Below are 21,642 nucleotides of genomic sequence, written 5' to 3'. Positions count from 1 at the left end.
AGCGAATCGGTCTATGCCCACTCGCCGGCAGGTTAGCCCTACCTAATCAGAGGAGGGTTAATGGCATGTTAACCATGCGCCCAGGCCTGGCGAATCAACAGCTTTTGCCGCCGGATATTACCGCACAAACAAAAAGGGCCCGAACCAAGGTTCGGGCCAAGAGCGGCTTATTTGCGATGAAATACGCCGCGACGGGATGTTTAGCGATGCCGGAGGCCTTGCTCCGGCATCGCAAGCTCTGATCAGGAATTGTGGTAAGCAGCTTCGCCGTGGGAAGCGAGGTCGAGACCTTCGCGCTCGGCTTCCGGGGTGACACGCAGACCGATGATGATGTCGACGACCTTGTAGAGGATCGCCGAACCGACGCCGCACCAAACGATCGTGGTGACGACTGCGGTCAGCTGAACCATGACCTGGCTGCCCATGGTGACGCCATCGGCATAGCCGACGCCGCCGAGCGATGCGCTGGCGAAGATGCCGGTTGCAATGGCGCCGAAGATGCCGCCGACGCAATGGACGCCAAAGACGTCAGCCGTATCGTCGTAGCCGAACTTGTTCTTCACGACGGACACGAAGAAGTAGCACAGCGGGGAGACGATCAGGCCCATGACGATCGCGCCCATCGGGCCGGCGATACCGGCTGCAGGCGTGATGGCGACGAGGCCAGCAACCATGCCCGAAGCGCCGCCGAGCATGGAGGCCTTGCCGCGGGTGAAGGTTTCAACCAGCGACCAGGAGATGATGGCGGCTGCAGTTGCGATGAAGGTGTTGACGGTTGCGAGCATCGCGCCGCCGGAAGCCTCGAGGTTGGAGCCGGCATTGAAGCCGAACCAGCCGACCCAGAGCATGGAGGCACCGACCATGGTCAGCGTCATGGAATGCGGAGCCATCATGTCCTTGCCGAAGCCGACGCGCTTGCCGACGAGGAGAGCGCCGACGAAGCCAGCGATACCGGCATTGATGTGAACGACGGTGCCGCCTGCGAAGTCGAGAGCGCCCATCTTGAAGAGCATGCCGTTCGAATCCCAGACCATGTGAGCGATCGGGAAGTAGACGAAGGTCGCCCACAGTGCGCAGAAGAGAACCGATGCGCCAAACTTGATGCGCTCCGCATAGGCGCCGATGATCAGGGCCGGCGTAATGGCGGCGAAGGTCATCTGGAACAGCATGAAGATGAATTCAGGAATGACGACGCCCTTGGAGAAGGTCGCAGCCGTGGTCGAGGTCGAGACGCCCGAGAGGAACATCTTGGCCGTGCCGCCCCAATAAGGGCTGGTGCCGCCGCCGAAGGCGAAAGAGTAGCCGTAGAGGACCCAGATGATCATCACGACGGCGCCGATCATCGTGCACTGCATGAGAACGGAGAGCATGTTCTTCGCGCGGACGAGACCGCCGTAGAACAGCGCCAGACCCGGCACGAGCATGAACAGCACGAGAATGGTGGAGATGAACATGAAGGCGGTGTCGCCCTTGTCCGGAACCGGCGCAGCGGCTGCCGCTGCCGGAGCGGCGGTCTGCGCAAAAGCGATCGCCGGCGCGAGCAAGGCCGCAGAAAGCGCACCCACCCGCGCGAAGGTGGAGGAAAGCTTGGTAGATGTCATTGCAAATAACTCCCTGATCAGCCGTGTCTTACAGCGCTTCTGAATCGGTTTCGCCCGTACGGATGCGCACGGCATGGTCAATCGAATAGACAAAGATCTTGCCGTCGCCGATCTGGCCGGTCTTGGCGGCCGACGCGATGGCCTCGACAGCCTTGTCGACGATTTCGGATGCGACCGCGACCTCGATCTTCAGCTTCGGCAGGAAGCTGACGGCATATTCGGTGCCGCGATAGATCTCGGTATGCCCCTTCTGGCGCCCGTAGCCTTTCACTTCGGTCACAGTCAGGCCCTGGATGCCGACAGCCGTGAGGGCCTCACGGACCTCATCGAGCTTGAACGGCTTGATAATGGCCATCACAATTTTCATCTGGTTTCCCATCCTTTGTTTACCCTCGGCATGGAGCCGACTCTCCTTGCCGCCGACGAATGTTTCAGCAGCGACTGTGGGTACACATTCAAGGGGCGTGCCAGATTCGTGACACAATTATAACATATTGAAATCTAACAGATTTATCGAATAAACCCAATAAAGCGGCAGTTCGCGGCGCGGCCTCTGCACAAATAAAGTGCATTTTTATAAATTTGCACCTTATTTAATCATTTGCCTTTTTACGAATCAGCCCCTCTTGCGCGACAGACGCAATCAAGACACCGGATCGCGTAAACAGGCTGCCGCGGGTGAACCCGCGCGCGCCGGAGGCGCTGGGGCTTTCCTGGCTGTAGAGCAGCCAGTCGTCGAGCTCGAACGGGCGGTGAAACCACATGGCATGGTCGAGGCTCGCAACCTGAATGCCCTGATCCAGAACCGATGTGCCATGCGCGTTGAGCGCGACGTCGAGCAACGTCATATCCGAAAGATAGGCGAGCACGGCGTTCCGATAGAGCCGGTCGTCCGGCACGGGGCCGGTCAGGCGCACCCAGATATTCTGCCGCTGGCTCGGCTGCGAGCGGGAGAAATAGCCCTCGATCGATACCGGCCGGATCTCGACCGCCCGCTTGCGCTCCCAATAGCGGCGCACGTTCTCGGACGCATGGGCGAGATAGCGCTCCTTGACCTGCTCCTCATCCATCAGCTCTTCCGGCATAGGGACTTGCGGCATCTCGCCCTGATGCTCGAAGCCGGGCTCGTCGAACTGGAAGGAGGCCGTCAACGCAAAGATCGCCTTGCCATGCTGCACGGCCAGCACGCGCCTTGTGTTGAAACTGGAACCGTCGCGCAGCCGATCGACCTGGTAGAGGATCGGAACCGCGGGATCGCCCGGAAGCATGAAATAGGCATGCAGGGAATGCACGAAGCGATCGTCTGCCACCGTCCTCTGCGCCGCCATCAGCGCCTGGCCTATGACCTGCCCTCCGAACACGCGCTGCCAGCCCACCTGCGGGCTGTTGCCGCGAAACAGGTTCATCTCGATCGTTTCCAGATCGAGCGTCGCAAGCACGGCTTCCATGGGGGTCGGCTTCTCGCTCTCTCGCGACATTTTGGTTGAACTCCGATGGTAGGAACCATGAACAGGATGCTCTATATAGAGCAGGAAATGACAGTGGGACACAGGGAAGCGCTATGTTGGACATGCTGGTAGTGGGTGGCGGATATGTGGGTCTTGCCGCTGCGGTGGCCGTCAAGCAGGCAGCCCCCCATCTCGACGTCATGATCGTGGAAGCCGCTCCGGAAACCGCGTGGAAGAAGGACATGCGCGCCTCGGCGGTCATCGCTGCCGCCTCGAAGATGCTTGAAGTCCTGGGCGTCTGGGACGAGATCGCGCCGGAAGCAGAACCGATCACCCGCATGATCGTCACCGATTCGCGCACCAGCGATCCCGTGCGTCCCGTCTTCCTCACCTTTGACGGCGAAGTGGCCGAAGGCCAGCCTTTTGCCCACATGGTGCCGAACCTTGCCATGGTCGCCGCGCTGCGCCGCGCGTGCGAACGCCTCGATATCACCATCAGCCACGGCCTCAGCGCCACCGGATTCGTGACCGACGATGCCAAGGTCGCGTTGACCCTTTCGGACGGCAGCGTGCTGGAAACACGCCTGCTGGTCGCCTGCGACGGGGTACGCTCCAAGCTGCGCGACATGGCAGGCATCAAGACCGTCAACTGGGACTACGGCCAGTCCGGCATCGTCGTGACCGTCGAGCATGAGCGCCCGCATGGCGGCTGCGCCGAGGAGCATTTCCTGCCGTCGGGCCCCTTTGCCATCCTGCCGCTGAAGAACAACCGCTCCTCCCTCGTCTGGACCGAGCGCACCGCCGATGCCAACCGGCTGGTCGCCTCGGACGATCTTGTCTTCGAAGAGGAGCTGGAGCGCCGCTTCGGCCACAAGCTCGGTGCGCTGCACGCCGTCGGCGAGCGTCGTGCCTTTCCGCTCGGCCTGACGCTCGCCCGTGCCTTCGTCGCGCCGCGTTTCGCGCTCGCCGGCGACGCGGCCCATGGCATCCACCCGATCTCCGGCCAGGGCCTCAATCTTGGCTTCAAGGATGTGGCAGCCCTTGCCGAAACCGTCGTCGAAGCCGACCGCCTCGGCCTCGACATCGGCTCGATCAACATCCTCGAGCGCTACCAGACCTGGCGGCGCTTCGACACCTTCCGCATGGGGGTGACCACCGACGCCCTGAACCGGCTGTTTTCCAACGACATCACGCCATTGCGCGTCGCCCGCGATTTCGGGCTTGGGATCGTCGACCGGCTGCCGAGCCTGAAGTCCTTCTTCATGGGCCAGGCCGCCGGCACGGCCGCCAAGGACAATCCACGGCTGCTCGCCGGAGAGGCCATCTGAACGGCCGAAGCCGAAATCCCCATCGGCATGCCTTCCGTCGGCCCGAAGCGGGCACCTCGAGCACTTTAAGGGTGTAAAATCGCTTCCATGGACTGGAGAAAGACAGTTTGCCTCTTATTTAAGCAGGGAATTGGGAACCCGACGAGCGAAAGGACCATGCAATGGCAAAGAACACGATCTGCGTATGGTATGACAAAGACGCCGAGGCCGCTGCCCGCTTCTACGCCGAGACCTTTCCCGACAGCGCAGTCGGTGCCATCATCCGCGCACCCGGAAACTATCCGGACGGTAAGCAGGGAGACGTATTGGTCGTTGAATTCACGGTTGCCGGTATTCCTTGCATCGGCCTCAACGGCGGCACCGCGTTTACACACAGTGAAGCCTTCTCATTTCAGATCGCAACGGACGATCAGGAAGAAACCGACCGCTACTGGAACGCCATTGTCGGCAATGGTGGCCGCGAGAGCAACTGCGGCTGGTGCAAGGACAAATGGGGTGTATCCTGGCAGATCACGCCGCGCGTCCTGACTGAAGCGCTCGCGGCAGGCGGCGATCAGGCAAAGCGTGCCTTCGATGCGATGATGACCATGAACAAGATCGACGTCGGGGTGATCGAAGCAGCTCGGCGCGGCTGAGGCGCCATGGTGCGGACGTTAATCCTCGATGCGTCGCGCTTCCGAAATCAGCATGATCGGAATACCGTCGCGGATCGGGTAGGCGAGGCGCGCCTTTTCGGAGATCAGCTCGTTCTTTTCCCGATCGTAGCTGAGCCGCCCCTTGGTGAGCGGGCAGACGAGCAGTTCAAGCAGTTTCGGATCCACCTTGCTGACCGTGATATCCATCACACCACTCCTATTGCAGCATGGAATCGGTCTCGCCCGAGCCAGCAAGTACGATCTTGACGATCGCGATGAAGGTCTCGGCCCGGGTCTTCAGGTCGGGCGCCTCCAGAAGCGCCTGTTTCTCGGCGGGATCGAAGGGCGCCATCGTCGCCAGCGAATTGACCAGCATCATGTTGCTCGCCCGCTCCACGCTTTCCCAATCCGCTTCCAGCTTGTTAGCGTCCAGATAGGCCCGGAAAACCGACAGCAGCTCGGCCCGATCGACGGTATCCTCCTCGTCGCGCGACTTGAGGTCGGAAATGAAGGGCGTGATGTGGAAGCTGCGATAGGGCTGGTGGCCGATGACTTCATCCATCAGCCGGAAGCGGCAGATCCCGGTCAACGACGCGATATAGCGGCCATCGCCGGTTTCCGCGATCGAGGTGATGCGCCCAAGGCAGCCGACATGCGATAGATTGGAAGAGTCCGCCGGCTCGCCCAGCGCCGGCTGCACCATTCCAATCAACCGGTTTCCGGCGATGGCCGAGTCGAACATGGCGAGATAGCGCGGCTCGAAAATATTAAGCGGCAGCTGCGCGCCCGGCAGCAGCAAGGCACCAGACAAAGGAAAGACGACCACAGTTTCAGGCAGATCGCTCGGCTTCAGATATCTGGCATTTCCGACTTGCATGTTTTCCATCCCGCTAGATCACTGCGCCACGCGCCGCAGTGGGCCGCGCAGGAACGACACACAGTCGCGGCCGCGCCCCATCTCACGCCGCACCAGTGAACAATGTGGCCCTATCTGCCGAAAACACAAGAGTATTTCGAGTCAAAACGGCGATACCTCCCGCTTCCCCTCCACCTACGACCACCGCCTAGCGAACTGTCGTAAGGGAGGTTTGGCGCAAGCATTGCACGCTCAGGAAAACAGGATCGATGAAAGTTTGCGGCGGGCAGCGATCGTTGCCGGATCCTTCGGGCCCCAGACGTCGAAGAACTCCAGCAACTGGCGGCGGGCGCCATCGTCGTCGAAGCTGCGGTCTCGGCGCATGATAAGAAGCAGATGTTCGGCCGCCTCCTCCCGCTTGCCTTCGACGTTACGGATCTTGGCAAGCTTGATGCGCTGCTCGTGATTGTCGGGATTGGTCGCCAGTTCATGCTCGATCGCGACGGGGTCGCCGAGCTTGCGGGCTTCGTCGATCTGGTCGAGCTTCTTCACCACGGCCTGTATGCCGGCATCGTTGGCAAGCGTCTCGGGCAGGTCCGCCAATGCTTCGCGCGCCCGCTGGCTCTGGCCGGCGGCGATCATGCATTCCGCCATGCCGGCGAGCGCCTTGGGGTTTTCCGGATCGGCCTGCAGCACCGCGCCGAACTGTTCGGCCGCCCCATTGACGTCGCCGGCTGCGAGCAGGCCGCCGGCTTCCTCGAGAACGGCCGCGATCTCGGCTGCCTGATCGTCGGCACCGCCCGCGGGACCGCCGAGACGATCGATGAACTGGCGGACCTGGCTTTCGGGAACAGCACCCATGAAACCATCGGCCGGACGGCCATCGACGAAGGCGATGACTGCCGGGATCGACTGGATGCCGAGCTGACCGGCGACGGACGGATGGTCGTCAATGTTCATCTTGACCAGCTTGACGCGGCCATTGGCCTCGTTGACGACCTTTTCGAGAACCGGCGTCAGCTGCTTGCACGGACCGCACCAGGGCGCCCAGAAATCGACGAGCACGGGCTGATTGCGCGACTCCTCGATGACATCCTTGGCGAAGGTCGCTGTCGTGGTGTCCTTGATCGGCGAAGTCCCGGATGCCGCAGGCGCAGCCCCGTAGGAAGCCGAGGCCGACATCTGTCCGCCGAAGGAAGCGTTGTAGGGATTGTTCGGACCGCTCATGAGTATCTCCCGCCTGCCGGCATCCTGAACTTTGGAAGCACGATCCTCATGCAAGCCGACCGGCTTTGCATGGCATCGCGCTCGATGAAATAGCCTAAGCGATCGGACAATTCGAAGAGAAGTCGGATCGCTCTGATCTTAGCGCTAAAATCGTACGTTAGCCCGTCACTTTCAAGACTAGCGGCACATGACCCGTTGCTTCCATGAAACGCAAGAGATCGGCGCTTGCAATCGACGTCGTCGCATCGTTCGACAAGGGATGGCAATTGACGATGTCATGCGCCATCAGATCGGCATCGAGGACGAAGGTGACATTCTTTTCGGTATCATTGATCGCGCCGAACGCCGTCACCGAGCCGGGAACAACGCCCAAATATTCCATCAGCTTTTCCGGTTTGCCGAAGGAGACCTTGCTGGCGGCGCCGATCAGCGTATGCACCGTCTTCAGATCGACCGTCGCGTTTTCCTCGACGGTCAACAGGAAGAAATTGTCCTTCTTGTCCTTCACGAACAGGTTCTTCGTATGGCCGCCGGGAATCTCGTCGCGCAGCGACACCGATTCGGCGACGGTGAAGACCGGGGCATGATCCTTGGTGCTGTGGACAATGCCGAGACTATCCAGGAAGAGGAAAAGATCGTCGCGGTCTTTCGGGCTGGTCTCGGTCATGGCGTCTCGCAGTGGAAATGGTTCCGCCCCTGATACGTCGCCCACAATTCCATTGCAATCTTCCAGACGACGAAGAGCGGCGTTTCCGGGCTTTCCGGCAGCTACCGAAAAGAACCCGCAATTTTTCTTCGCCAACTCGTCATTTCCTTGTTGCATTTGAAAAACGGTTAGGCCATATAGCGCCCGTCGCCGCAAGACGACGCCCAGCGGTCCAACACACTACCCCGGACTACTGCGGAGATGAGCGGGTGTAGCTCAGGGGTAGAGCACAACCTTGCCAAGGTTGGGGTCGAGGGTTCGAATCCCTTCGCCCGCTCCAGTTTCTCTTTTGTCTATACGAAGACATAGATAACGGTTGTCCCCCGAGACAGGGGTGACGACCTCGTGCCGAACCGGTTGTCGATGGTTTGCAAAGTCCTCCGTTCCAAATCGATATAGCCCAGATCATTAATGCCTGATCGCAGCCGCGGCTCCAAACGCTGCCGTTCGCGCGTCGAATCGACAATATCCGTAACCGCCGGCCTTCGAGCGAACGGGCCGGTTCGGCGGGTAACGGAACGATGAACTGCGCGTATAAGCCGGCAGCCGGCTGCGCGCCGAGCCTCGCGCAGCGACATCGAGACGTTCAATATGACGTCACGGCCTCGCCCGCCCCGAGACGGCTCCCTTCCCTGTCGAAGAGATGGATCGTCGGCCGGTTCGGCGAAACGTGCAGCAGGTCCCCGGGCTTCGCCTTGATCCTTTCCCGGAACACGCAACTGATGGTCTGTTCACCCAGCTTGGCCACGACGAGCGTTTCCGATCCCGTAGGCTCGACCACCACGATCGAGACAGGCACACCCGCCGGATCGAGCCGGATATCCTCGGGGCGAATCCCATACGTCACCGCCTCCGCCATCGTTCGGTCGCTTGGCAAGACCATGCCGTCTGCGGTCCGGAATCCCTCGGGCGTCATGGTTCCGTTGATGAAGTTCATCGCCGGCGAGCCGATGAAACCCGCAACGAAGAGGTTACCCGGCCGGTCGTAGAGGTCGAGCGGGGATCCGGATTGCTCGACGCGGCCATCCTTCATGACAACGATCTTGTCGGCCATCGTCATCGCCTCGATCTGGTCATGGGTGACATAGATGGTGGTGGTTCTCAGGCGCTGATGAAGCTCCTTGATTTCCGAGCGCATTTGAACCCTCAGCTTGGCATCGAGATTGGACAAGGGCTCGTCGAACAGAAACACGGCGGGATCGCGAACAATGGCGCGGCCCATCGCGACGCGCTGGCGCTGTCCGCCCGAAAGTTGCTTCGGATATCGTTCCAGGAGGCTTTCCAGCCCCAGGATCCGTGCGGCATTGCCCACACGAGCGGCAATATCGGCTCTCGGCATCCGCTTCAGCCGCAGCGAAAATCCCATGTTCTGAGCCACGGTCATATGCGGATAGAGCGCATAGTTCTGGAAGACCATGGCGATGTCCCGGTCCTTCGGCGCCAGTTCGTTGACGACGTGCTTGCCGATATGGATCTCGCCCGACGTGATACCTTCCAGGCCGGCGATCATGCGCAGGAGCGTCGACTTCCCGCAGCCGGACGGTCCGACGAGGACGACGAACTCGCCGTCCTTTATGTCGACGGACACCCCTTTGATCGCCTTGAACGCTCCATAGTCCTTACGCGCATTGTTGACCAAGACATGTGCCATTGCCATTCATCCTCCCGGGTTGCAGGCGATTAGAGAGCGCCGATCACGCCTCGCAGATAAGCGAGGCCCTGCCGCTCCCCCTCCCTGCGGGCTTCGAGATCCTTGCCCGGCCAGCCATAGGCGGCATCCTCATGTTCGATGGAGAGCGTTCCATCGAAGTTCGCGGCGCGCGCCTGACCCAGGAACCGCGGCCAGTCGAGCACGCCCTTGCCGGGCAGCTTGTATTGCCACCATCCCTTGCCATGGTAACCGACGGCCTGCCGCGCGGCCGCATCGATCGCCGTGTCCTTGGCATGCAGGATGACAACCCGATCCAGGACCTCCTCCAGGGCCTTGTATGGGTCGATCCCGATGCGGATCAGATGCGACGGATCGAATTCGAGGCCGAAGCGGCGATCAGGAATTCTGTCGAAAAGCTCCCTCCAGCCACTTGGCGTCGTGCCGACGAAATTGTCGTGCGGACCCGGCCAGTTCTCAATGGCGAATATGAGCCCGCTCGATCGCGTCGCCGCGATCAGCCCGTTGACGTGTTCGGCAAAGGCATCATAGTTTTCGGCGTCGCTTGCCGTATCGTCGCGCCCCGGAAAGATCACGAATATCGGAACGCCCGCCTCGCCGATCGCCTGTGCAAACTCCGCAGTCATGGCATGCAGCTCAGCCCGTTTCGATGGGTCGGGATCGAGCTGGTTGCCGAAATAGGCCACGGATGAGACGAAGAGATTGCGGCCGCGCGCCAGCGCGACGGCCGCGGCAACTTTCTCCGGCGATTGTATATGGCCTCTGACATCGATCTCGATCGCATCGAAGCCCGCGGCCGCCGCAAAGTCGACAACCTCCTCCAAAGGCCGATCATTGAATGTTGATGTGTAAAAGCCGATCTTCATCGAAATCCTCCCTAATGATCTTGAATGGTCCTAGGCGGTCAGACGGTCCATGAACTTGAGCGGCGAACGGGTGCGCTGCGCGGGATTTGCCGAAGCAAGCATCAGCGCTGTGGCCATTGGCATTGCCGCGGCTCCCAATGCCGACGCATCCTCCCCCAGCGAGGCGCGGTGGATCGAGGGCAGATTGGCGTCCGATCGATGCAGATGTTCGTGTACGTAACGCAGCAATTCATCGACCATGCGGATTGGCAGCCTGCCTCCGACCAGGACAGCATCCGGATCGACGATCGCGCCGATATGCTTGACGGCGACGGCAAGATGAACGCTCATCTCCATCAGCCACTGCGAGACCAGCCGCCGCCCATCGGAATCGAGGGCAACGAGATCCTGTGGCGTGCGGGCCCGCACACCATGCTTTTCCAGAAAATCGTAGAGAAAAAACAGCGAGAAAATCTGACCCAGAAGCTGCACCCGGGTAGCGCTGCTATGGGTGGAATCGACGATCGGCAACCAGCCGATCTCTCCGCTCAGACCCATCGCGCCCCGGTGGCCGTTGCCGTCCAGAACGAGGCCGCCGCCGGGGCAGGCGTTGATGGCGATGTAGAAGAAACTGCTGCTCTCCGCGCCAAGTCCGTATTCCAACTCGGCGAGCGCTGCGGCATTGGCCTCGTTTTCGATGAAAACCGGATGCGGCGTCAATCCTTCCAGCGCGGCGCGTACGTCGAACGCCGTCCATTCCTCGTATTCCGGCGGCTTTCCAAGCAGCGAGATTTCGCCGAGCCAATCGGGCATGGCCAGACCGATCCCGGCCAAGCGAGCCTCGTCGATCAGCCGGCTCCGCTGGAAATGGGAGATGGCATCGGCCGTGAGCTGCATAAATTCGCCAGGGAGGATGAAACGTTTCTCATAGTGGACGCGCGCCCGAACGTTGCCCACCGCATCGACGGCAAGGATGGTCAGATGATCACGATCGATGTTGACGCCGATCGCAAAATAGGCGTCGGGATTGATCTCCAGCTCGATGGCCGGTTGGCCCCTGAGGCCGTGCCGCCTGCGCGCCTCGATAATCAGGCCCTCATCCAGCAACCGATCGACGATCCGGGCGATGGCGGGCTTGGTGAAGCCGGTCTGGCGGGCAATTTCGGCGCGCGAAATCGGTGCCTGGCGGTGAATGCAGCGAAGCACGACGGCCCGGTTGTGCTCACCGGCGTCCCCGACATTTGCGCCAGATAGGTTGAGAAAGATGTGCCCGTCGTCGGTCTGCGTCATGTTTGAATATTCCCTCGTCCGAAATCCTTACTCAATCCGTTAGGGCAGTTCGGCTCGTCACGAAATCTCAAAACCGCTCCTTGTTGTTTCCAATCTCGCACGGAGAACCGCACAAGCGCTTTTCCTGGAATGCCTTCAGTCAGCATCATCAGCCCTTTACCGCCCCGCTGGTCATCGCCCCAAGGATCAGCCGCTGCAGTGACAGGAAGGCGATGATCGCGGGTACAACGGAGATCAGGCAGGCCGCCGCCAGCAACTGGACGGATGAATCGGTCTGCATTCCCTTGAAATTGAAGATTCCGACGCCGATCGGCATCAGATTGTTCTGCGTGAGAAGCAGAAACGGCACGAGGAATTGCGACCACCCCGCGATGACGGTGATGATGAAGACCGATGCGATCCCCGGTGCCGACAACGGCAGTATGATGCGCCAGAAAACCGAGAAACTGTTGCAGCCATCGATCATCGCCGCTTCGTCGAGGCTGCGCGGTATCCTGTCCACCGCATTCTTCAACAACCATGTCGCCACCGGCACGCCGAGCGCGACATAGACCATGACAACGGCGAAATGCGTGTCGAGCAGGCCGAGCCGGTTCATATAGCGATAGAGAGGAACCATGATCACAAGCGGCGAGATCATCTGGAACATCAACAGCCCCATCATCGACAGGCCCTTGCCGCGGAACTGGAAGCGGGAAAAGGCATAGGCAGCCGGAAGCGCGACGATCAGAACGCCGAGGCCGCTTAAGGCCGCAAGCTTCAGGCCATTCCAGAGATAAAGTTGGAAATAGCTGTTGTTCAGCACGGTCACGAAATTCTCGAAGGTCGGATTGTTCGGGATGTACCTCGCAACGCCGCGATAGATTTCCCGACGGTCTCGCATCGCCATCGACAGCAGGTAGGAAAGCGGTCCGGCAAAGAAGACGAACATCACCAGCATGAAGAGATAGCTGATGACATCGCCGAGACGGCTGCCCGTTCTGACACTCATTGCTGTTCCTCCTTGGGCAGAAACGATGCGTAGACAAGGGCGAGGCCGAGACTGATGAACAGCATCAGCACCGAAAGCACGCTGCCCCCGGACAGATCATAATTCCTGAAGACGATGTTGAAGACGTAGAGGGAGATGACTTCGGTTGCCCGTCCAGGCCCGCCGCCTGTCAGCGTGATGATGGCATCGAAGGTGTTGACCGTCATGATGGTGATGAGGATCATATTGACGAGAATGGCCGAACGCAGCTGCGGCAAGGTCACGAATATGAACCGTTGCCACCCTGTCGCGCCATCGACTTCCGCAGCCTCGTAGAGCGAGGGATCGATGGCCTTCAACGCCGCATACATGACCACCATGGAGAATGCCGTGCCGCGCCAGATGTTGGACAAGAGCGCCGACCAGGGCGCTATCGCCGGATCGGACAACCAGGCGACGGCGGGCAGATGCATGAGACGCAGGATGCTGTTGAGGGCGCCATAAGGCGCCTCGGAAAACAGCATCTGCCAGATGATGCCGCCGGCAATCCCCGGCACGACCCAGGCGACCAGCGCTGTCGTCCGCAAGATGGCGGTGCCGAACAGGCCGCGGTGTTCGCCGCGAATGACGACCACTGCGACTGCAAGGCCGAGAACCTGCTGCCCTACGACGCTGCCGCCGACAAAGACGAGGGTCGCCCAGAGAATGTCGGGAAGCTGCGGGGAGCTCAGGGTGTTGACGACGGAGTCCAGCGTGTATTGCTGGCTGTCGCCGATAAGGGTGGCATTGGTCAGCGACAGGCGGAAGACGTCGAACACCGGATAGAGATAAAACAGGCCGATGACGATGATTGCCGGCATCATCCACGGCAGCGGCGCACCGGCAAAGCGACGCGCGAACGATCTGCTGGGAGACGGACTTGCTGCCTCAATTGCAATGGGACTCATGAGCTTCTCTATCCGCGTTTTGATGGCGATTGACGACGCCCAAGGAGACATCGCCGCGGCTGGATCGGCTCAAACCATCACCGGGTCGCAGAGCCGATCCCTTCATCAAACAATCCCGGTCGGAAAGCCGCATTGCGCTTTCGTCCGAATTGCTTCGGCTAGAGACGCTTGTAAGCCTCCATTGTCGCCTTGAAGGCACCATCGAGCGCTTCTTCCGGCTGCTTGGTGCCGGAGAGGACATCCCCCATCATGATCTGGATCTGGTTGGAGATCTCGGGATAGATCGGCACACCAGGGCGCGCTTGCCCGTCGGCCAATGCCTGCGAGAAGGTCTTGTTCGCATCCGTGGCGAAGACCGGATATTTATCGAATAGCGACTTCCTGGTCGGAAGCTGTTGCTGCAATGCGTTTGCCGGGCCCATATAGACGTCACGAGCAAGATTGGCGCACATCTCCACCTTGTCCTTGTCCTTGCTGAAGGCGGCAATCGTCCATCCGCCGGTACCGGTAGAGCGGTGATCCGCGGTCGGGCCGGGGATCGGCGAGAACGTCCAGTTGTTGAAATCGGCCTCGTCCAGCGTTGCCTTTAGCTGCGCATATTGCCAGTTGCCGCCGATGAAGAGCGCAGTCGTGCCCGCAGCGGCGGCAGCGTTCAGATCATCATAGTTGGCAATGGTGGTCACCCGTTTCGGCGCAGCACCGGAAGCGACGAGATCCTTGTAGTAATTCAGAGCTTTGAGAAATTTCTGCTTGTTCTCCCCCTCGCCAAACACAGGCTTGCCGCTGTCATCCACCAGCTTGCCGCCAAGGGCCCAGTAGTTCGCAAGCCAATCGAAAGTGGCTCCCTCGTAGCGGCCGCCGTTGAAAAGGACGCCTTCCATTCCCTGCTTGACGGAGGAGAGCGCCGCTGTCTTCAGTCCGTCCCAGGTCTGTGGCGCATCGGGAACGATGGACTTGTTGCGATAGAGCACGCGAAGATCCGTATCCCACCACCAGGCGCGGATCGTGCCGTCCTTGTCGAGGATGCCGGTGCGGATGAAGGGGAAGAGGTCGGCGACTTCATCCTTTGAGAAATACGGCGTGAAATCGGCGAGGACGTGATTGACCATGAACTGCGACAGGACGAAGGAATCGACCGCGGCGCAATCCGGCGCATTCCCGGCCTTGGCCTGCTCGAGCATTTTCGCCTGCTCGGTGCCGATGTCTGTCGACATGAACTGCAGCTGCAGCTTCCAGTCCGGATGCTTCTTGATAAAATCGACGAACAGCTTCCGATAGCCGTCGGCAATCGCCGGATCGGCATTGTTCGGGCTATCGTTCGTCAGACGGACGACGAGCGTCTTGGGCGCATCGGCAAGGCCGATCCGGTCTTTCGTCGCCAATTCTTGTGCGAAGACGGCATGCACTGACAACAACGCTGAACCCAGCGCAAGCGCGCTGACGGTTGCTCTGATCATGATGGGTCTCCTCCCCATTGTGAATGGATGCAGCCTGGTGGTCGGTTGACCTCTCCTCATTTCCATGCTGCATTAAATAGATTAAGTTACTTTGATTTGATGTCAAGGATTTGATGTCGAGCCGTGGGATGGAGGATCGAAGGATGGCGGCTTTCAACACGAGCTGAAGGGACGAATGCCCTTTCCCAGATAGCGAAACACGCAACCGCGGATGCTGCGGTCGCGACGGAGATATTGTTCCTCCGGCTACGACGATAGCCGGCTGTTAGATCCAGGAGGACATTATGCGTTTGCTCATTCTCGGCACCGGCGGCATGGCCAACCAGCATGCCACAAGATTCAAGGAAATTGACGGTGTCAGCGTCGTGGGAGGTGTCGACATAGACCCCGAACGTCTCGCGGCATTTTGCTCGCAGCACGGTATTCCCAATCATTTCGGCTCGCTGGAGGAAGCCTTGGCGTGGGGAGAATTCGATGCCGTCGCCAACGTGACGCCGGACCGCATTCACCATCCGACGACCCTGCAGGCGATCGCCGCCGGCAAGCACGTCTTCTGCGAAAAGCCGCTGGCAACGGATGCCGTCAAAGCCATGGAGATGGCCGACGCGATGGAGCGTTCGGGCAAGGTCGGCATGGTCAACTTCACCTACCGCAATTCACCGGCCCTTCAGAAGGGACGCCAGATGGTACTGGCGGGAGAAATCGGCGAAGTCCGGCATGTCGAAGCCTCGCATCTGCAAAGCTGGCTGGTCGGCCGGCACTGGGGCGACTGGAAGACGGAAAGCAAATGGCTGTGGCGATTGAGCAAGAAGCATGGCTCGAACGGTGCGCTCGGCGACATCGGCATCCACATCGTCGATTTCACGTCCTACGGCTCCGGGCTCGACGTGGCGCATGTCTTCGCCCGGCTGAAGACATTCAACAAGGCCCCGGGTAACAAGATCGGTGAATATGATCTCGACGCGAACGACAGCTTCACCATGAACGTCGATTTCAGCAGCGGCGCAATCGGCACGATCCAGGCGACACGGACGGCGGCCGGCCAGATGGACCAGCTACGGCTGCGCGTCTATGGCGAGACCGGCTCGATCGAGATCATATACGATACCGGCAAGTCGACGTTGCGCGCCTGCCTTGGAGACGATGTTCACACGGCGACATGGCGCGATGTCGCGTTCGACCCGGTCGAGACCAACTATCAGCGTTTCGTCCAGGCCGTGCGCGCGGGCAAGACCCAGGAGCCGTCCTTCCGGCGCGCAGGCAATATCCAGAAGGTTCTCGACCAAGCGATCGCCTCCGATCTCAGCCATGCGGACAAGGCGCTTGCCTGACATCGCCGACCAAGCTTGTAACCACCGGAGCGTGATGGTCTTTTGTTCGAATGGTCGCCACGCTCCGGTTCTTCAATTTCGCATGCCCTAGCCTGCCGCCGGCGGCGGCAGCAATGTGTCGAGGAAGGGCAAAAGGGCGGCGCCCAGTGCAATACCGCCGCCACTGAAACTTGCGGGTTTCATCGGCGAAATCCAGGGGGTCAGAAATGGGCGGACGGTGGTATCCCGGCGTTCGATCGACAGTTGATGAATGAGGGATTCGATGAGGCCGCGCGGCAAATCCCCTCCGATCATGATCGTGCTGGGCGCAATGAAGCCGGCAATGGCGAGGATCGGGTCAAGGAGATGGCCGGCCGCGCTGCGAACCCATTTGTCGAGCGCCGGCGATCTCGGCAGTTCGCGTCCCTCGCGCATGCGTTCGAAGTCCTCTTGGCTCAACACCGCCCTCAAGGCGCCGAAACCGACAGCGCCATTGAGGGGAACGTTGTCGGCGCCGGTGTGCATTTCGCCGATGCTGCCGGCTCTGCCATGAACGCCTGAAAAGGGTATTCCGCGGATGAGGTAGCCAGCCTGGACATCTTCATCGATGATGATCATCGCCAGCGCGTCCAGCGGCACGGCATTGCCCATCGTGCGCTCCGCAAGCAGGGCGGCCGTGCATTCGTTCTCGACGAATATGCGCGGCAGCGTCACCATGGCGGCAAGCCGGTCGGTCTGCTCGTCGGTCCAGCCATTCGCGGCAATGCCGAGCCCGACGATCCGCAAGGATTTGGCTTCGCCTTGCATGAGATCGTCAACGGCGGTCTTTGCGGTATCGACGGCCGCATCCGTCACGCTGAATGTCCGGCGCTCGTGCACCTGGCCGCTAAGATCGATCAGGACGATTTCGCCGTGCGACGGGCGCAGGCGGATGCCTATCGAAAAAGCCCCTTCCGGCCGCAAGGCAAACTCGGAGGACGACGCGCCTCCAACATGATGATTGCGCCTGTTGGAGCTGATCAGGCCATCATCAGCGAGTCGGCGCAATATGTTGGTGATTCCCGGACCGCTCAGTCCGCAATGCTGCCCAAGCTCGAGCCGCGTCAGAGGACCATGACGCCTTATCGCTTCCAGGATGACGCGGATGTTTCGGTCGGCAATTTCGCCGGAACGCAGACCGACCGTCTTACCGCGTTTGATGTCCGTGAGGGGAACCTGTGCCCGCCGCGGCCCTGTCCTCAGATACCGCATAACCGCCTTCCGATAATCCTTTAACGCTTGTGGACCAAGCGGAAATCACTGGCAACTCATTTGTGTCGGAACGGCCTGTCCTATCCAGAGTTTGCATGGGCCAGACCTCAGTAAGACACGGCCCGCAATGCGCGTCACGGCCCGTATCTCACCCATTCGTCCGTCCTATTTGGCGATACGAGTCTAGCCGCGCCGTCAGGCTGTCCTGGCTCCGGGTTCGAATGTCACGGTGCCCGCCGAACCGCGCCGTGCCTCGTTGGCGGCAAACAAGAGATCGACGCGCACGGTGCCGGTGAACCAGCTCGCGGGACACTTGCCGGAGGGGCTGCTACCGTTTCTGGTGATTTCCATGGTTCATTCCTTTCGGCTTCCTATCCTGCGAGAACATAGGTGTGCCCATTCAGCAGGATTAGAGCCAAAATCCCGCAAAGACTTATGGGCTGCAGACATGAATTGCATGCCTCCGCAGCCATAATCTGTGCTAGAATACCCTCGCACTTATGCGAGAGGTCCATAATGCTTCGCGAAAACGTTAACGATCTGCTCGCCTTCCTCGTCGTCGCGCGTGAGCGAAGCTTTACGAAAGCGGCAGCAAAGCTCGGCATATCGCAGTCTGGCCTAAGCCACACCATTCGCGGCCTCGAAGAGCGCCTCGGACTTCGGCTGCTGACACGCACGACACGCAGCGTTGCGCCGACGCCCGAAGGCGAGCGTCTGCTGACGACGATCGGTCCGCGTTTCGAAGAGATCGAAGGTGAACTGATCGCGCTGACCGATCTCAGGGAGAAGCCGGCCGGCACCATTCGCATCACTGCCGAAGATTTCGCGATCGACCATGTCCTGTGGCCGAAGCTTCGCAAGGTCCTGCACAATTATCCGGATATCAAGGTCGAGTTCGTCATCGACTATGGCCTGACCGACATCGTCGCGGAACGTTTCGACGCAGGTGTACGCCTTGGCGAGATCGTGTCGCAGGGCATGATCGCCGTCCGTATCAGCCCGGAACAGCGCATGATCGTCATCGGCTCCCCGGACTACCTCGAGCGAAATCCGGCCCCAGTGACGCCACAGGAGCTGCCTAGGCATAATTGCATCAATCTCAGGCTGCCGACTCGTGGCGGTCTCTACGCCTGGGAGTTCGAGAAGGACGGCGAGGAGCTGCGGGTGCGGGTCGACGGCCAGCTGACCTGCAACGGCATCACGCAGATCCTGACGATGGCGGTTGACGGCTATGGGCTGGGATTCGTTCCGGAGGGTCTGGCAAAGCCGGAAATCGACGCCGGACGCGTGGTTCAGGTTCTGGGCGATTGGTGCCCGTACTATCCGGGATATCACCTCTATTACCCCAGCCGACGGCAGTCGTCAGCGGCATTTAATGTCGTCGTGGATGCGCTGCGGGACCGGGGGTAGCAACCCGGCTTCCTGTCTCGATCGCGCCCGCCCCAACTTGATGGAAACAGGCGCCGCGAGCCTATTGTGCCCTCAGCTTTCCCGCTTTTCGAACACGTCCCTGGCGATAGGAACGGCCGAAAAGACGTTCGGCCAACCGGCGTAGAAGGCCAGATGCGTCAGCAGCTCGGACGCCTGTTCCCTTGTCAGCCCGGCATCCATGGCCCGGTTGAGATGGTAGGTAATCTGCGCCACCTGGCCGCAGGAGATCAGCGACGTGACGGTGATGAGGCTGCGGTCGCGGGGAGCGAGGCCAGGCCGCAGCCAGACATCCTTGAACAACAGAGTGTTTGTATATTGAACGACGCCTTGCGAGACCGGCCCGACGTTCTGCTCCACGCTCGCAGCGCGTTGAGCATCCGCCACCTCGTTCAGCGGCAGAGGGGTTGGCGACACTTCGGGTAGCTGCTCCGCGCCGATGCCGCGGGCGGCAAAGACGTCCTTGGCGACGGCGACAGCCGTGATGGCATTGGCCCAGCCGGAATAGAAGGCGAGGTGCGTGATGATCTCCGAGAGTTCCGCGGGCGTCACGCCATTGTCGAGCGCCAGATTGAAGTGGTAGGGCATCTCGATCGGCTGATTTCGGGCAATCAGCGCCGCCACCGTCACGACGCTGCGATCACGAGGCGAGAGACCCGGACGCTTCCAGAGGTCGCCGAGCAGTGCGTCTTGCGTGTATTTTGCAAGCGCAGGCGAGACGGCCTGGACATCACCCATCGTGATGGGTGCGGAGGCGAGCCCTTTCCTGTCGTCCTCGGCCAAGGCTGGCGTTGATGCGGCCAGCGTCATTGACAGGGCAGTCGCGGTAAGCTTGTTCATATCCTTATCCTTTTCGACAGCGAGACTGGGCCGAAACGTTTCGGCACCCATGCTGACAGATGGGTGCCGACATCTCAGGGATTAGATGTCCGTTGCTGATAGGGCTTATGGGCCTGGCACATGAGCGGCCCCGGCATCGCAGAGGACACGATGCTCTCGCAACCGACGACGTTGATCATGAGGGCAGCGCGTCAAATCCCGACACGCTTCATATGTTCCTCCGGATACCGCGCACCTTGGATCTCGATGTTCGCGGCTTCGATCTCGTTCAAGTCTTCCATCGTCAGATGCACGTCGATTGCGCCGACGTTTTCCTCGAATCTCTCGAGCTTTCTCGTCCCGAAGAGCGGCACGATCCAGGGCTTCCGCGCAAGCAGCCAGGCAAGCGCCACCTGGGCCGGCGTGGCGCCATGGCGACCACCGATGCGCCCGATAAGATCGATAAGCTTCCGATTCGCCTCCCTTGCTTCGGGGGCGAAGCGAGGAATGCTGTTACGCATGTCCGACTTGTCGAAGGAGGTATCGACATCGATCTTGCCGGTGAGGAATCCCTTACCCAACGGGCTGAAGGGGACGAGGCCGATGCCCAACTCTTCAAGCGCTGGAAGTATCTCGGCCTCCGGCTCGCGGGTCCAAAGCGAATATTCGCTCTGCAGGGCCGCGACGGGCTGGACGGCGTGGGCACGGCGTATGGAATTCGCCCCAGCCTCGGATAGACCGAACCAACGGACCTTACCCTGCGCGATGAGATCCTTCACGACACCAGCCACATCCTCCATCGGTACGTCGGGGTCGACCCGATGCTGATAGAGAAGGTCGATATGGTCCGTTCGCAGCCGCCGGAGGCTGCCTTCGATCGCCCTTCGTATGTGATCCGGCCTGCTGTTGACATTGCCGCTATTGACGCCCGTATCCGGATCGACGTCCCAACCGAACTTCGTGGCGATCTTGACCTGATCGCGAAGAGGCTCGAGAGCCTCGCCGACCATCTCCTCATTCGTAAACGGACCGTAGACTTCGGCGGTGTCGAAGAAGTCCATGCCCCTTTCGACGGCCGTCCGCAGGAGCTTGATCATGTCGTCCCGGTCAGGCAGTTCTCGAGCCGCTCCATATCCCATGGCGCCCAGGGAAAGTGCCGAGACTTCGAGGCCCTGGCCCAGCGTGCGTTTTTGCATGTCGGTATTCTCCTTTAATCGCGCGGCGTGATCTTGATGGTCGCTGCACGCGCATGCTCCCCGATCATGGGAGCCAGATAAGTGCTCTTCGAATATTTGGTGCGATAGGCATCGTCGATCTTGTCGTTGATCTCGCCCTTTGCGGCCTCGAACAGAACCTCGATCACCATGCCGGCCGCAGTGATCCGGCCTGCCTTCTGGTGGATTGCTGCCTGATACCACCGAGATCTCGCGCCGCTATATCCGCGAACATAGAGGCCGCCCTCAACAGCGACCGACCAGATCCATGTTGGCGTGCCATAGGTCGCGCCGTCATCTCTGAACGGCGATATATGCAGATCGTCCGTTTCGGCGATTTGCTTGAGCCTTTCCTTCTCCCATGCCATACGGCATTTCTCCTGGCCTGCCGGCCTGCAATTTTGTCCGGTGACAGACATCATCTAGAGAATTGCCGTCTGCCGACTATTGGCCTATTTCTACTAGGACTTATGTGCCCGATTCATCAATGTGCTGAAGGTGAGAGAGGCATCATGCATTTCTTCACGTGCCGTCGCCGTAAAGGGATTGGAATCCCTGGCTCACTTCGATTTCGGAAGATCCCAAGCCCAGCCCGACCATCGTCCACAGCGGCGGTACCATGTCTGCGCCCGGTCCATCGC

At 60.4% G+C, this 21,642-nt stretch carries 22 protein-coding genes, 1 tRNA gene and 1 pseudogene; 6 read left to right on the top strand and 18 right to left on the bottom strand.

Annotation, left to right across the window (positions count from 1 at the left end; translation table 11 throughout):
* Positions 1 to 65 precede the first annotated feature (65 nt).
* Complete coding sequence (locus tag FHT29_RS15305) at positions 66 to 242, top strand: hypothetical protein (RefSeq protein WP_168599819.1); 177 nt, start codon at positions 66 to 68, stop codon at positions 240 to 242.
* Here FHT29_RS15305 and FHT29_RS15300 read toward each other — a convergent pair whose 3' ends face one another.
* From FHT29_RS15300 to tesB, 3 genes are all read right to left on the bottom strand, one after another.
* The gene (locus FHT29_RS15300; RefSeq protein WP_037196900.1) at positions 243 to 1,601 is read right to left on the bottom strand and encodes an ammonium transporter; all 1,359 of its coding nucleotides are present in this window, start codon (positions 1,599 to 1,601) and stop codon (positions 243 to 245) included.
* A 28-nt stretch (positions 1,602 to 1,629) separates the two neighbouring features.
* On the bottom strand, positions 1,630 to 1,980 hold the full coding sequence (locus FHT29_RS15295) for a P-II family nitrogen regulator (protein ID WP_034509110.1): 351 nt from the start codon (positions 1,978 to 1,980) through the stop codon (positions 1,630 to 1,632).
* A gap of 214 nt (positions 1,981 to 2,194) precedes the next feature.
* Positions 2,195 to 3,079, bottom strand: a complete 885-nt coding sequence (tesB, locus tag FHT29_RS15290; RefSeq protein WP_047553733.1) for an acyl-CoA thioesterase II — start codon at positions 3,077 to 3,079, stop codon at positions 2,195 to 2,197.
* A gap of 83 nt (positions 3,080 to 3,162) precedes the next feature.
* Here tesB and FHT29_RS15285 point away from each other — a divergent pair, with 83 nt between their 5' ends.
* Both FHT29_RS15285 and FHT29_RS15280 read left to right on the top strand, forming a co-directional pair.
* Positions 3,163 to 4,377 (top strand): ubiquinone biosynthesis hydroxylase, encoded by a 1,215-nt coding sequence (locus FHT29_RS15285; RefSeq protein ID WP_047637755.1) that lies wholly within the window; start codon positions 3,163 to 3,165, stop codon positions 4,375 to 4,377.
* Positions 4,378 to 4,538: 161 nt separating this feature from the next.
* Positions 4,539 to 5,012 (top strand): VOC family protein, encoded by a 474-nt coding sequence (locus tag FHT29_RS15280; protein ID WP_037196903.1) that lies wholly within the window; start codon positions 4,539 to 4,541, stop codon positions 5,010 to 5,012.
* 18 nt (positions 5,013 to 5,030) lie between these two features.
* Here FHT29_RS15280 and FHT29_RS15275 read toward each other — a convergent pair whose 3' ends face one another.
* The 4 genes from FHT29_RS15275 to FHT29_RS15260 all read right to left on the bottom strand — a co-directional run bounded on the left by FHT29_RS15275 (position 5,031) and on the right by FHT29_RS15260 (position 7,762).
* On the bottom strand, positions 5,031 to 5,219 hold the full coding sequence (locus tag FHT29_RS15275; protein WP_037196904.1) for a Trm112 family protein: 189 nt from the start codon (positions 5,217 to 5,219) through the stop codon (positions 5,031 to 5,033).
* A 10-nt stretch (positions 5,220 to 5,229) separates the two neighbouring features.
* Complete coding sequence (locus FHT29_RS15270; RefSeq protein ID WP_210166054.1) at positions 5,230 to 5,898, bottom strand: LON peptidase substrate-binding domain-containing protein; 669 nt, start codon at positions 5,896 to 5,898, stop codon at positions 5,230 to 5,232.
* 222 nt (positions 5,899 to 6,120) lie between these two features.
* Complete coding sequence (trxA, locus tag FHT29_RS15265) at positions 6,121 to 7,095, bottom strand: thioredoxin (protein ID WP_047554376.1); 975 nt, start codon at positions 7,093 to 7,095, stop codon at positions 6,121 to 6,123.
* Between the two features lie 157 nt (positions 7,096 to 7,252).
* Positions 7,253 to 7,762, bottom strand: a complete 510-nt coding sequence (locus FHT29_RS15260) for a prolyl-tRNA synthetase associated domain-containing protein (protein ID WP_037196908.1) — start codon at positions 7,760 to 7,762, stop codon at positions 7,253 to 7,255.
* Between the two features lie 244 nt (positions 7,763 to 8,006).
* Here FHT29_RS15260 and FHT29_RS15255 point away from each other — a divergent pair.
* Positions 8,007 to 8,081 (top strand) — tRNA-Gly (locus tag FHT29_RS15255).
* 306 nt (positions 8,082 to 8,387) lie between these two features.
* Here FHT29_RS15255 and ugpC read toward each other — a convergent pair.
* The 6 genes from ugpC to FHT29_RS15225 all read right to left on the bottom strand — a co-directional run bounded on the left by ugpC (position 8,388) and on the right by FHT29_RS15225 (position 14,979).
* Positions 8,388 to 9,452 carry a sn-glycerol-3-phosphate ABC transporter ATP-binding protein UgpC gene (gene ugpC / locus FHT29_RS15250; protein WP_037196126.1) on the bottom strand — a complete coding sequence of 355 codons (1,065 nt, stop codon included), beginning with the start codon at positions 9,450 to 9,452 and terminating at the stop codon, positions 8,388 to 8,390.
* A gap of 29 nt (positions 9,453 to 9,481) precedes the next feature.
* A complete protein-coding gene (locus FHT29_RS15245; RefSeq protein ID WP_168599818.1) occupies positions 9,482 to 10,336 on the bottom strand; it encodes a sugar phosphate isomerase/epimerase in 855 nt (284 codons plus the stop codon).
* 30 nt (positions 10,337 to 10,366) lie between these two features.
* Positions 10,367 to 11,605: an ROK family transcriptional regulator gene (locus tag FHT29_RS15240; protein ID WP_047553748.1), complete on the bottom strand. Its 1,239-nt coding sequence runs from the start codon at positions 11,603 to 11,605 to the stop codon at positions 10,367 to 10,369.
* Positions 11,606 to 11,753: 148 nt separating this feature from the next.
* Positions 11,754 to 12,596, bottom strand: coding sequence for a carbohydrate ABC transporter permease (locus FHT29_RS15235; protein ID WP_047553751.1), 843 nt, complete (start codon positions 12,594 to 12,596; stop codon positions 11,754 to 11,756).
* Positions 12,593 to 13,522, bottom strand: a complete 930-nt coding sequence (locus FHT29_RS15230) for a sugar ABC transporter permease (protein WP_047553754.1) — start codon at positions 13,520 to 13,522, stop codon at positions 12,593 to 12,595. The genes FHT29_RS15235 and FHT29_RS15230 overlap by 4 nt, the downstream gene beginning before the upstream one ends.
* A gap of 158 nt (positions 13,523 to 13,680) precedes the next feature.
* The gene (locus tag FHT29_RS15225) at positions 13,681 to 14,979 is read right to left on the bottom strand and encodes an extracellular solute-binding protein (protein WP_047553757.1); all 1,299 of its coding nucleotides are present in this window, start codon (positions 14,977 to 14,979) and stop codon (positions 13,681 to 13,683) included.
* A 284-nt stretch (positions 14,980 to 15,263) separates the two neighbouring features.
* On the opposite strand from FHT29_RS15225, the gene FHT29_RS15220 reads away from it, so the two are divergent.
* Positions 15,264 to 16,310: a Gfo/Idh/MocA family oxidoreductase gene (locus tag FHT29_RS15220; protein ID WP_168599817.1), complete on the top strand. Its 1,047-nt coding sequence runs from the start codon at positions 15,264 to 15,266 to the stop codon at positions 16,308 to 16,310.
* 87 nt (positions 16,311 to 16,397) lie between these two features.
* Here the strand turns inward: FHT29_RS15220 and FHT29_RS15215 are convergent, their stop codons facing one another.
* Complete coding sequence (locus FHT29_RS15215) at positions 16,398 to 17,540, bottom strand: ROK family transcriptional regulator (protein WP_047553762.1); 1,143 nt, start codon at positions 17,538 to 17,540, stop codon at positions 16,398 to 16,400.
* A gap of 198 nt (positions 17,541 to 17,738) precedes the next feature.
* Positions 17,739 to 17,891, bottom strand: a pseudogene (locus tag FHT29_RS15210) (cupin domain-containing protein); the annotation flags it as partial.
* A 165-nt stretch (positions 17,892 to 18,056) separates the two neighbouring features.
* Here FHT29_RS15210 and FHT29_RS15205 point away from each other — a divergent pair.
* Complete coding sequence (locus FHT29_RS15205) at positions 18,057 to 18,950, top strand: LysR family transcriptional regulator (protein ID WP_047553765.1); 894 nt, start codon at positions 18,057 to 18,059, stop codon at positions 18,948 to 18,950.
* Between the two features lie 72 nt (positions 18,951 to 19,022).
* On the opposite strand, the gene FHT29_RS15200 is transcribed toward FHT29_RS15205, so the two are convergent.
* The 3 genes from FHT29_RS15200 to FHT29_RS15190 all read right to left on the bottom strand — a co-directional run bounded on the left by FHT29_RS15200 (position 19,023) and on the right by FHT29_RS15190 (position 21,369).
* Positions 19,023 to 19,808, bottom strand: coding sequence for a carboxymuconolactone decarboxylase family protein (locus tag FHT29_RS15200; protein WP_047554378.1), 786 nt, complete (start codon positions 19,806 to 19,808; stop codon positions 19,023 to 19,025).
* 191 nt (positions 19,809 to 19,999) lie between these two features.
* Entirely contained in the window at positions 20,000 to 20,983 is a 984-nt protein-coding gene (locus tag FHT29_RS15195; protein WP_168599815.1) for an aldo/keto reductase, read from the bottom strand.
* 14 nt (positions 20,984 to 20,997) lie between these two features.
* Positions 20,998 to 21,369, bottom strand: a complete 372-nt coding sequence (locus tag FHT29_RS15190; protein WP_168599814.1) for a DUF2255 family protein — start codon at positions 21,367 to 21,369, stop codon at positions 20,998 to 21,000.
* Positions 21,370 to 21,642 lie beyond the last annotated feature (273 nt).

The organism is Rhizobium sp. SG741, assembly GCF_012275435.1.
Classification (GTDB): domain Bacteria; phylum Pseudomonadota; class Alphaproteobacteria; order Rhizobiales; family Rhizobiaceae; genus Rhizobium; species Rhizobium lusitanum.
Note: the sequence above shows the minus strand (reverse complement) of the source record. Positions and strands in the feature narration are given on the sequence as shown.

What these genes read in the sequence shown, in the direction of transcription:
- ugpC (WP_037196126.1), bottom strand. Translation starts at nt 9,452, where the DNA reads ATGGCACATGTCTTGGTCAACAATGCGCGTAAGGACTATGGAGCGTTC.
- FHT29_RS15240 (WP_047553748.1), bottom strand. Translation starts at nt 11,605, where the DNA reads ATGACGCAGACCGACGACGGGCACATCTTTCTCAACCTATCTGGCGCA.
- tesB (WP_047553733.1), bottom strand. Translation starts at nt 3,079, where the DNA reads ATGTCGCGAGAGAGCGAGAAGCCGACCCCCATGGAAGCCGTGCTTGCG.
- FHT29_RS15220 (WP_168599817.1), top strand. Translation starts at nt 15,264, where the DNA reads ATGCGTTTGCTCATTCTCGGCACCGGCGGCATGGCCAACCAGCATGCC.
- FHT29_RS15245 (WP_168599818.1), bottom strand. Translation starts at nt 10,336, where the DNA reads ATGAAGATCGGCTTTTACACATCAACATTCAATGATCGGCCTTTGGAG.
- FHT29_RS15280 (WP_037196903.1), top strand. Translation starts at nt 4,539, where the DNA reads ATGGCAAAGAACACGATCTGCGTATGGTATGACAAAGACGCCGAGGCC.
- FHT29_RS15300 (WP_037196900.1), bottom strand. Translation starts at nt 1,601, where the DNA reads ATGACATCTACCAAGCTTTCCTCCACCTTCGCGCGGGTGGGTGCGCTT.
- FHT29_RS15235 (WP_047553751.1), bottom strand. Translation starts at nt 12,596, where the DNA reads ATGAGTGTCAGAACGGGCAGCCGTCTCGGCGATGTCATCAGCTATCTC.
- FHT29_RS15295 (WP_034509110.1), bottom strand. Translation starts at nt 1,980, where the DNA reads ATGGGAAACCAGATGAAAATTGTGATGGCCATTATCAAGCCGTTCAAG.
- FHT29_RS15230 (WP_047553754.1), bottom strand. Translation starts at nt 13,522, where the DNA reads ATGAGTCCCATTGCAATTGAGGCAGCAAGTCCGTCTCCCAGCAGATCG.
- trxA (WP_047554376.1), bottom strand. Translation starts at nt 7,095, where the DNA reads ATGAGCGGTCCGAACAATCCCTACAACGCTTCCTTCGGCGGACAGATG.
- FHT29_RS15205 (WP_047553765.1), top strand. Translation starts at nt 18,057, where the DNA reads ATGCTTCGCGAAAACGTTAACGATCTGCTCGCCTTCCTCGTCGTCGCG.
- FHT29_RS15215 (WP_047553762.1), bottom strand. Translation starts at nt 17,540, where the DNA reads ATGCGGTATCTGAGGACAGGGCCGCGGCGGGCACAGGTTCCCCTCACG.
- FHT29_RS15195 (WP_168599815.1), bottom strand. Translation starts at nt 20,983, where the DNA reads ATGCAAAAACGCACGCTGGGCCAGGGCCTCGAAGTCTCGGCACTTTCC.
- FHT29_RS15260 (WP_037196908.1), bottom strand. Translation starts at nt 7,762, where the DNA reads ATGACCGAGACCAGCCCGAAAGACCGCGACGATCTTTTCCTCTTCCTG.
- FHT29_RS15305 (WP_168599819.1), top strand. Translation starts at nt 66, where the DNA reads ATGTTAACCATGCGCCCAGGCCTGGCGAATCAACAGCTTTTGCCGCCG.
- FHT29_RS15190 (WP_168599814.1), bottom strand. Translation starts at nt 21,369, where the DNA reads ATGGCATGGGAGAAGGAAAGGCTCAAGCAAATCGCCGAAACGGACGAT.
- FHT29_RS15225 (WP_047553757.1), bottom strand. Translation starts at nt 14,979, where the DNA reads ATGATCAGAGCAACCGTCAGCGCGCTTGCGCTGGGTTCAGCGTTGTTG.
- FHT29_RS15275 (WP_037196904.1), bottom strand. Translation starts at nt 5,219, where the DNA reads ATGGATATCACGGTCAGCAAGGTGGATCCGAAACTGCTTGAACTGCTC.
- FHT29_RS15200 (WP_047554378.1), bottom strand. Translation starts at nt 19,808, where the DNA reads ATGAACAAGCTTACCGCGACTGCCCTGTCAATGACGCTGGCCGCATCA.
- FHT29_RS15270 (WP_210166054.1), bottom strand. Translation starts at nt 5,898, where the DNA reads ATGGAAAACATGCAAGTCGGAAATGCCAGATATCTGAAGCCGAGCGAT.
- FHT29_RS15285 (WP_047637755.1), top strand. Translation starts at nt 3,163, where the DNA reads ATGTTGGACATGCTGGTAGTGGGTGGCGGATATGTGGGTCTTGCCGCT.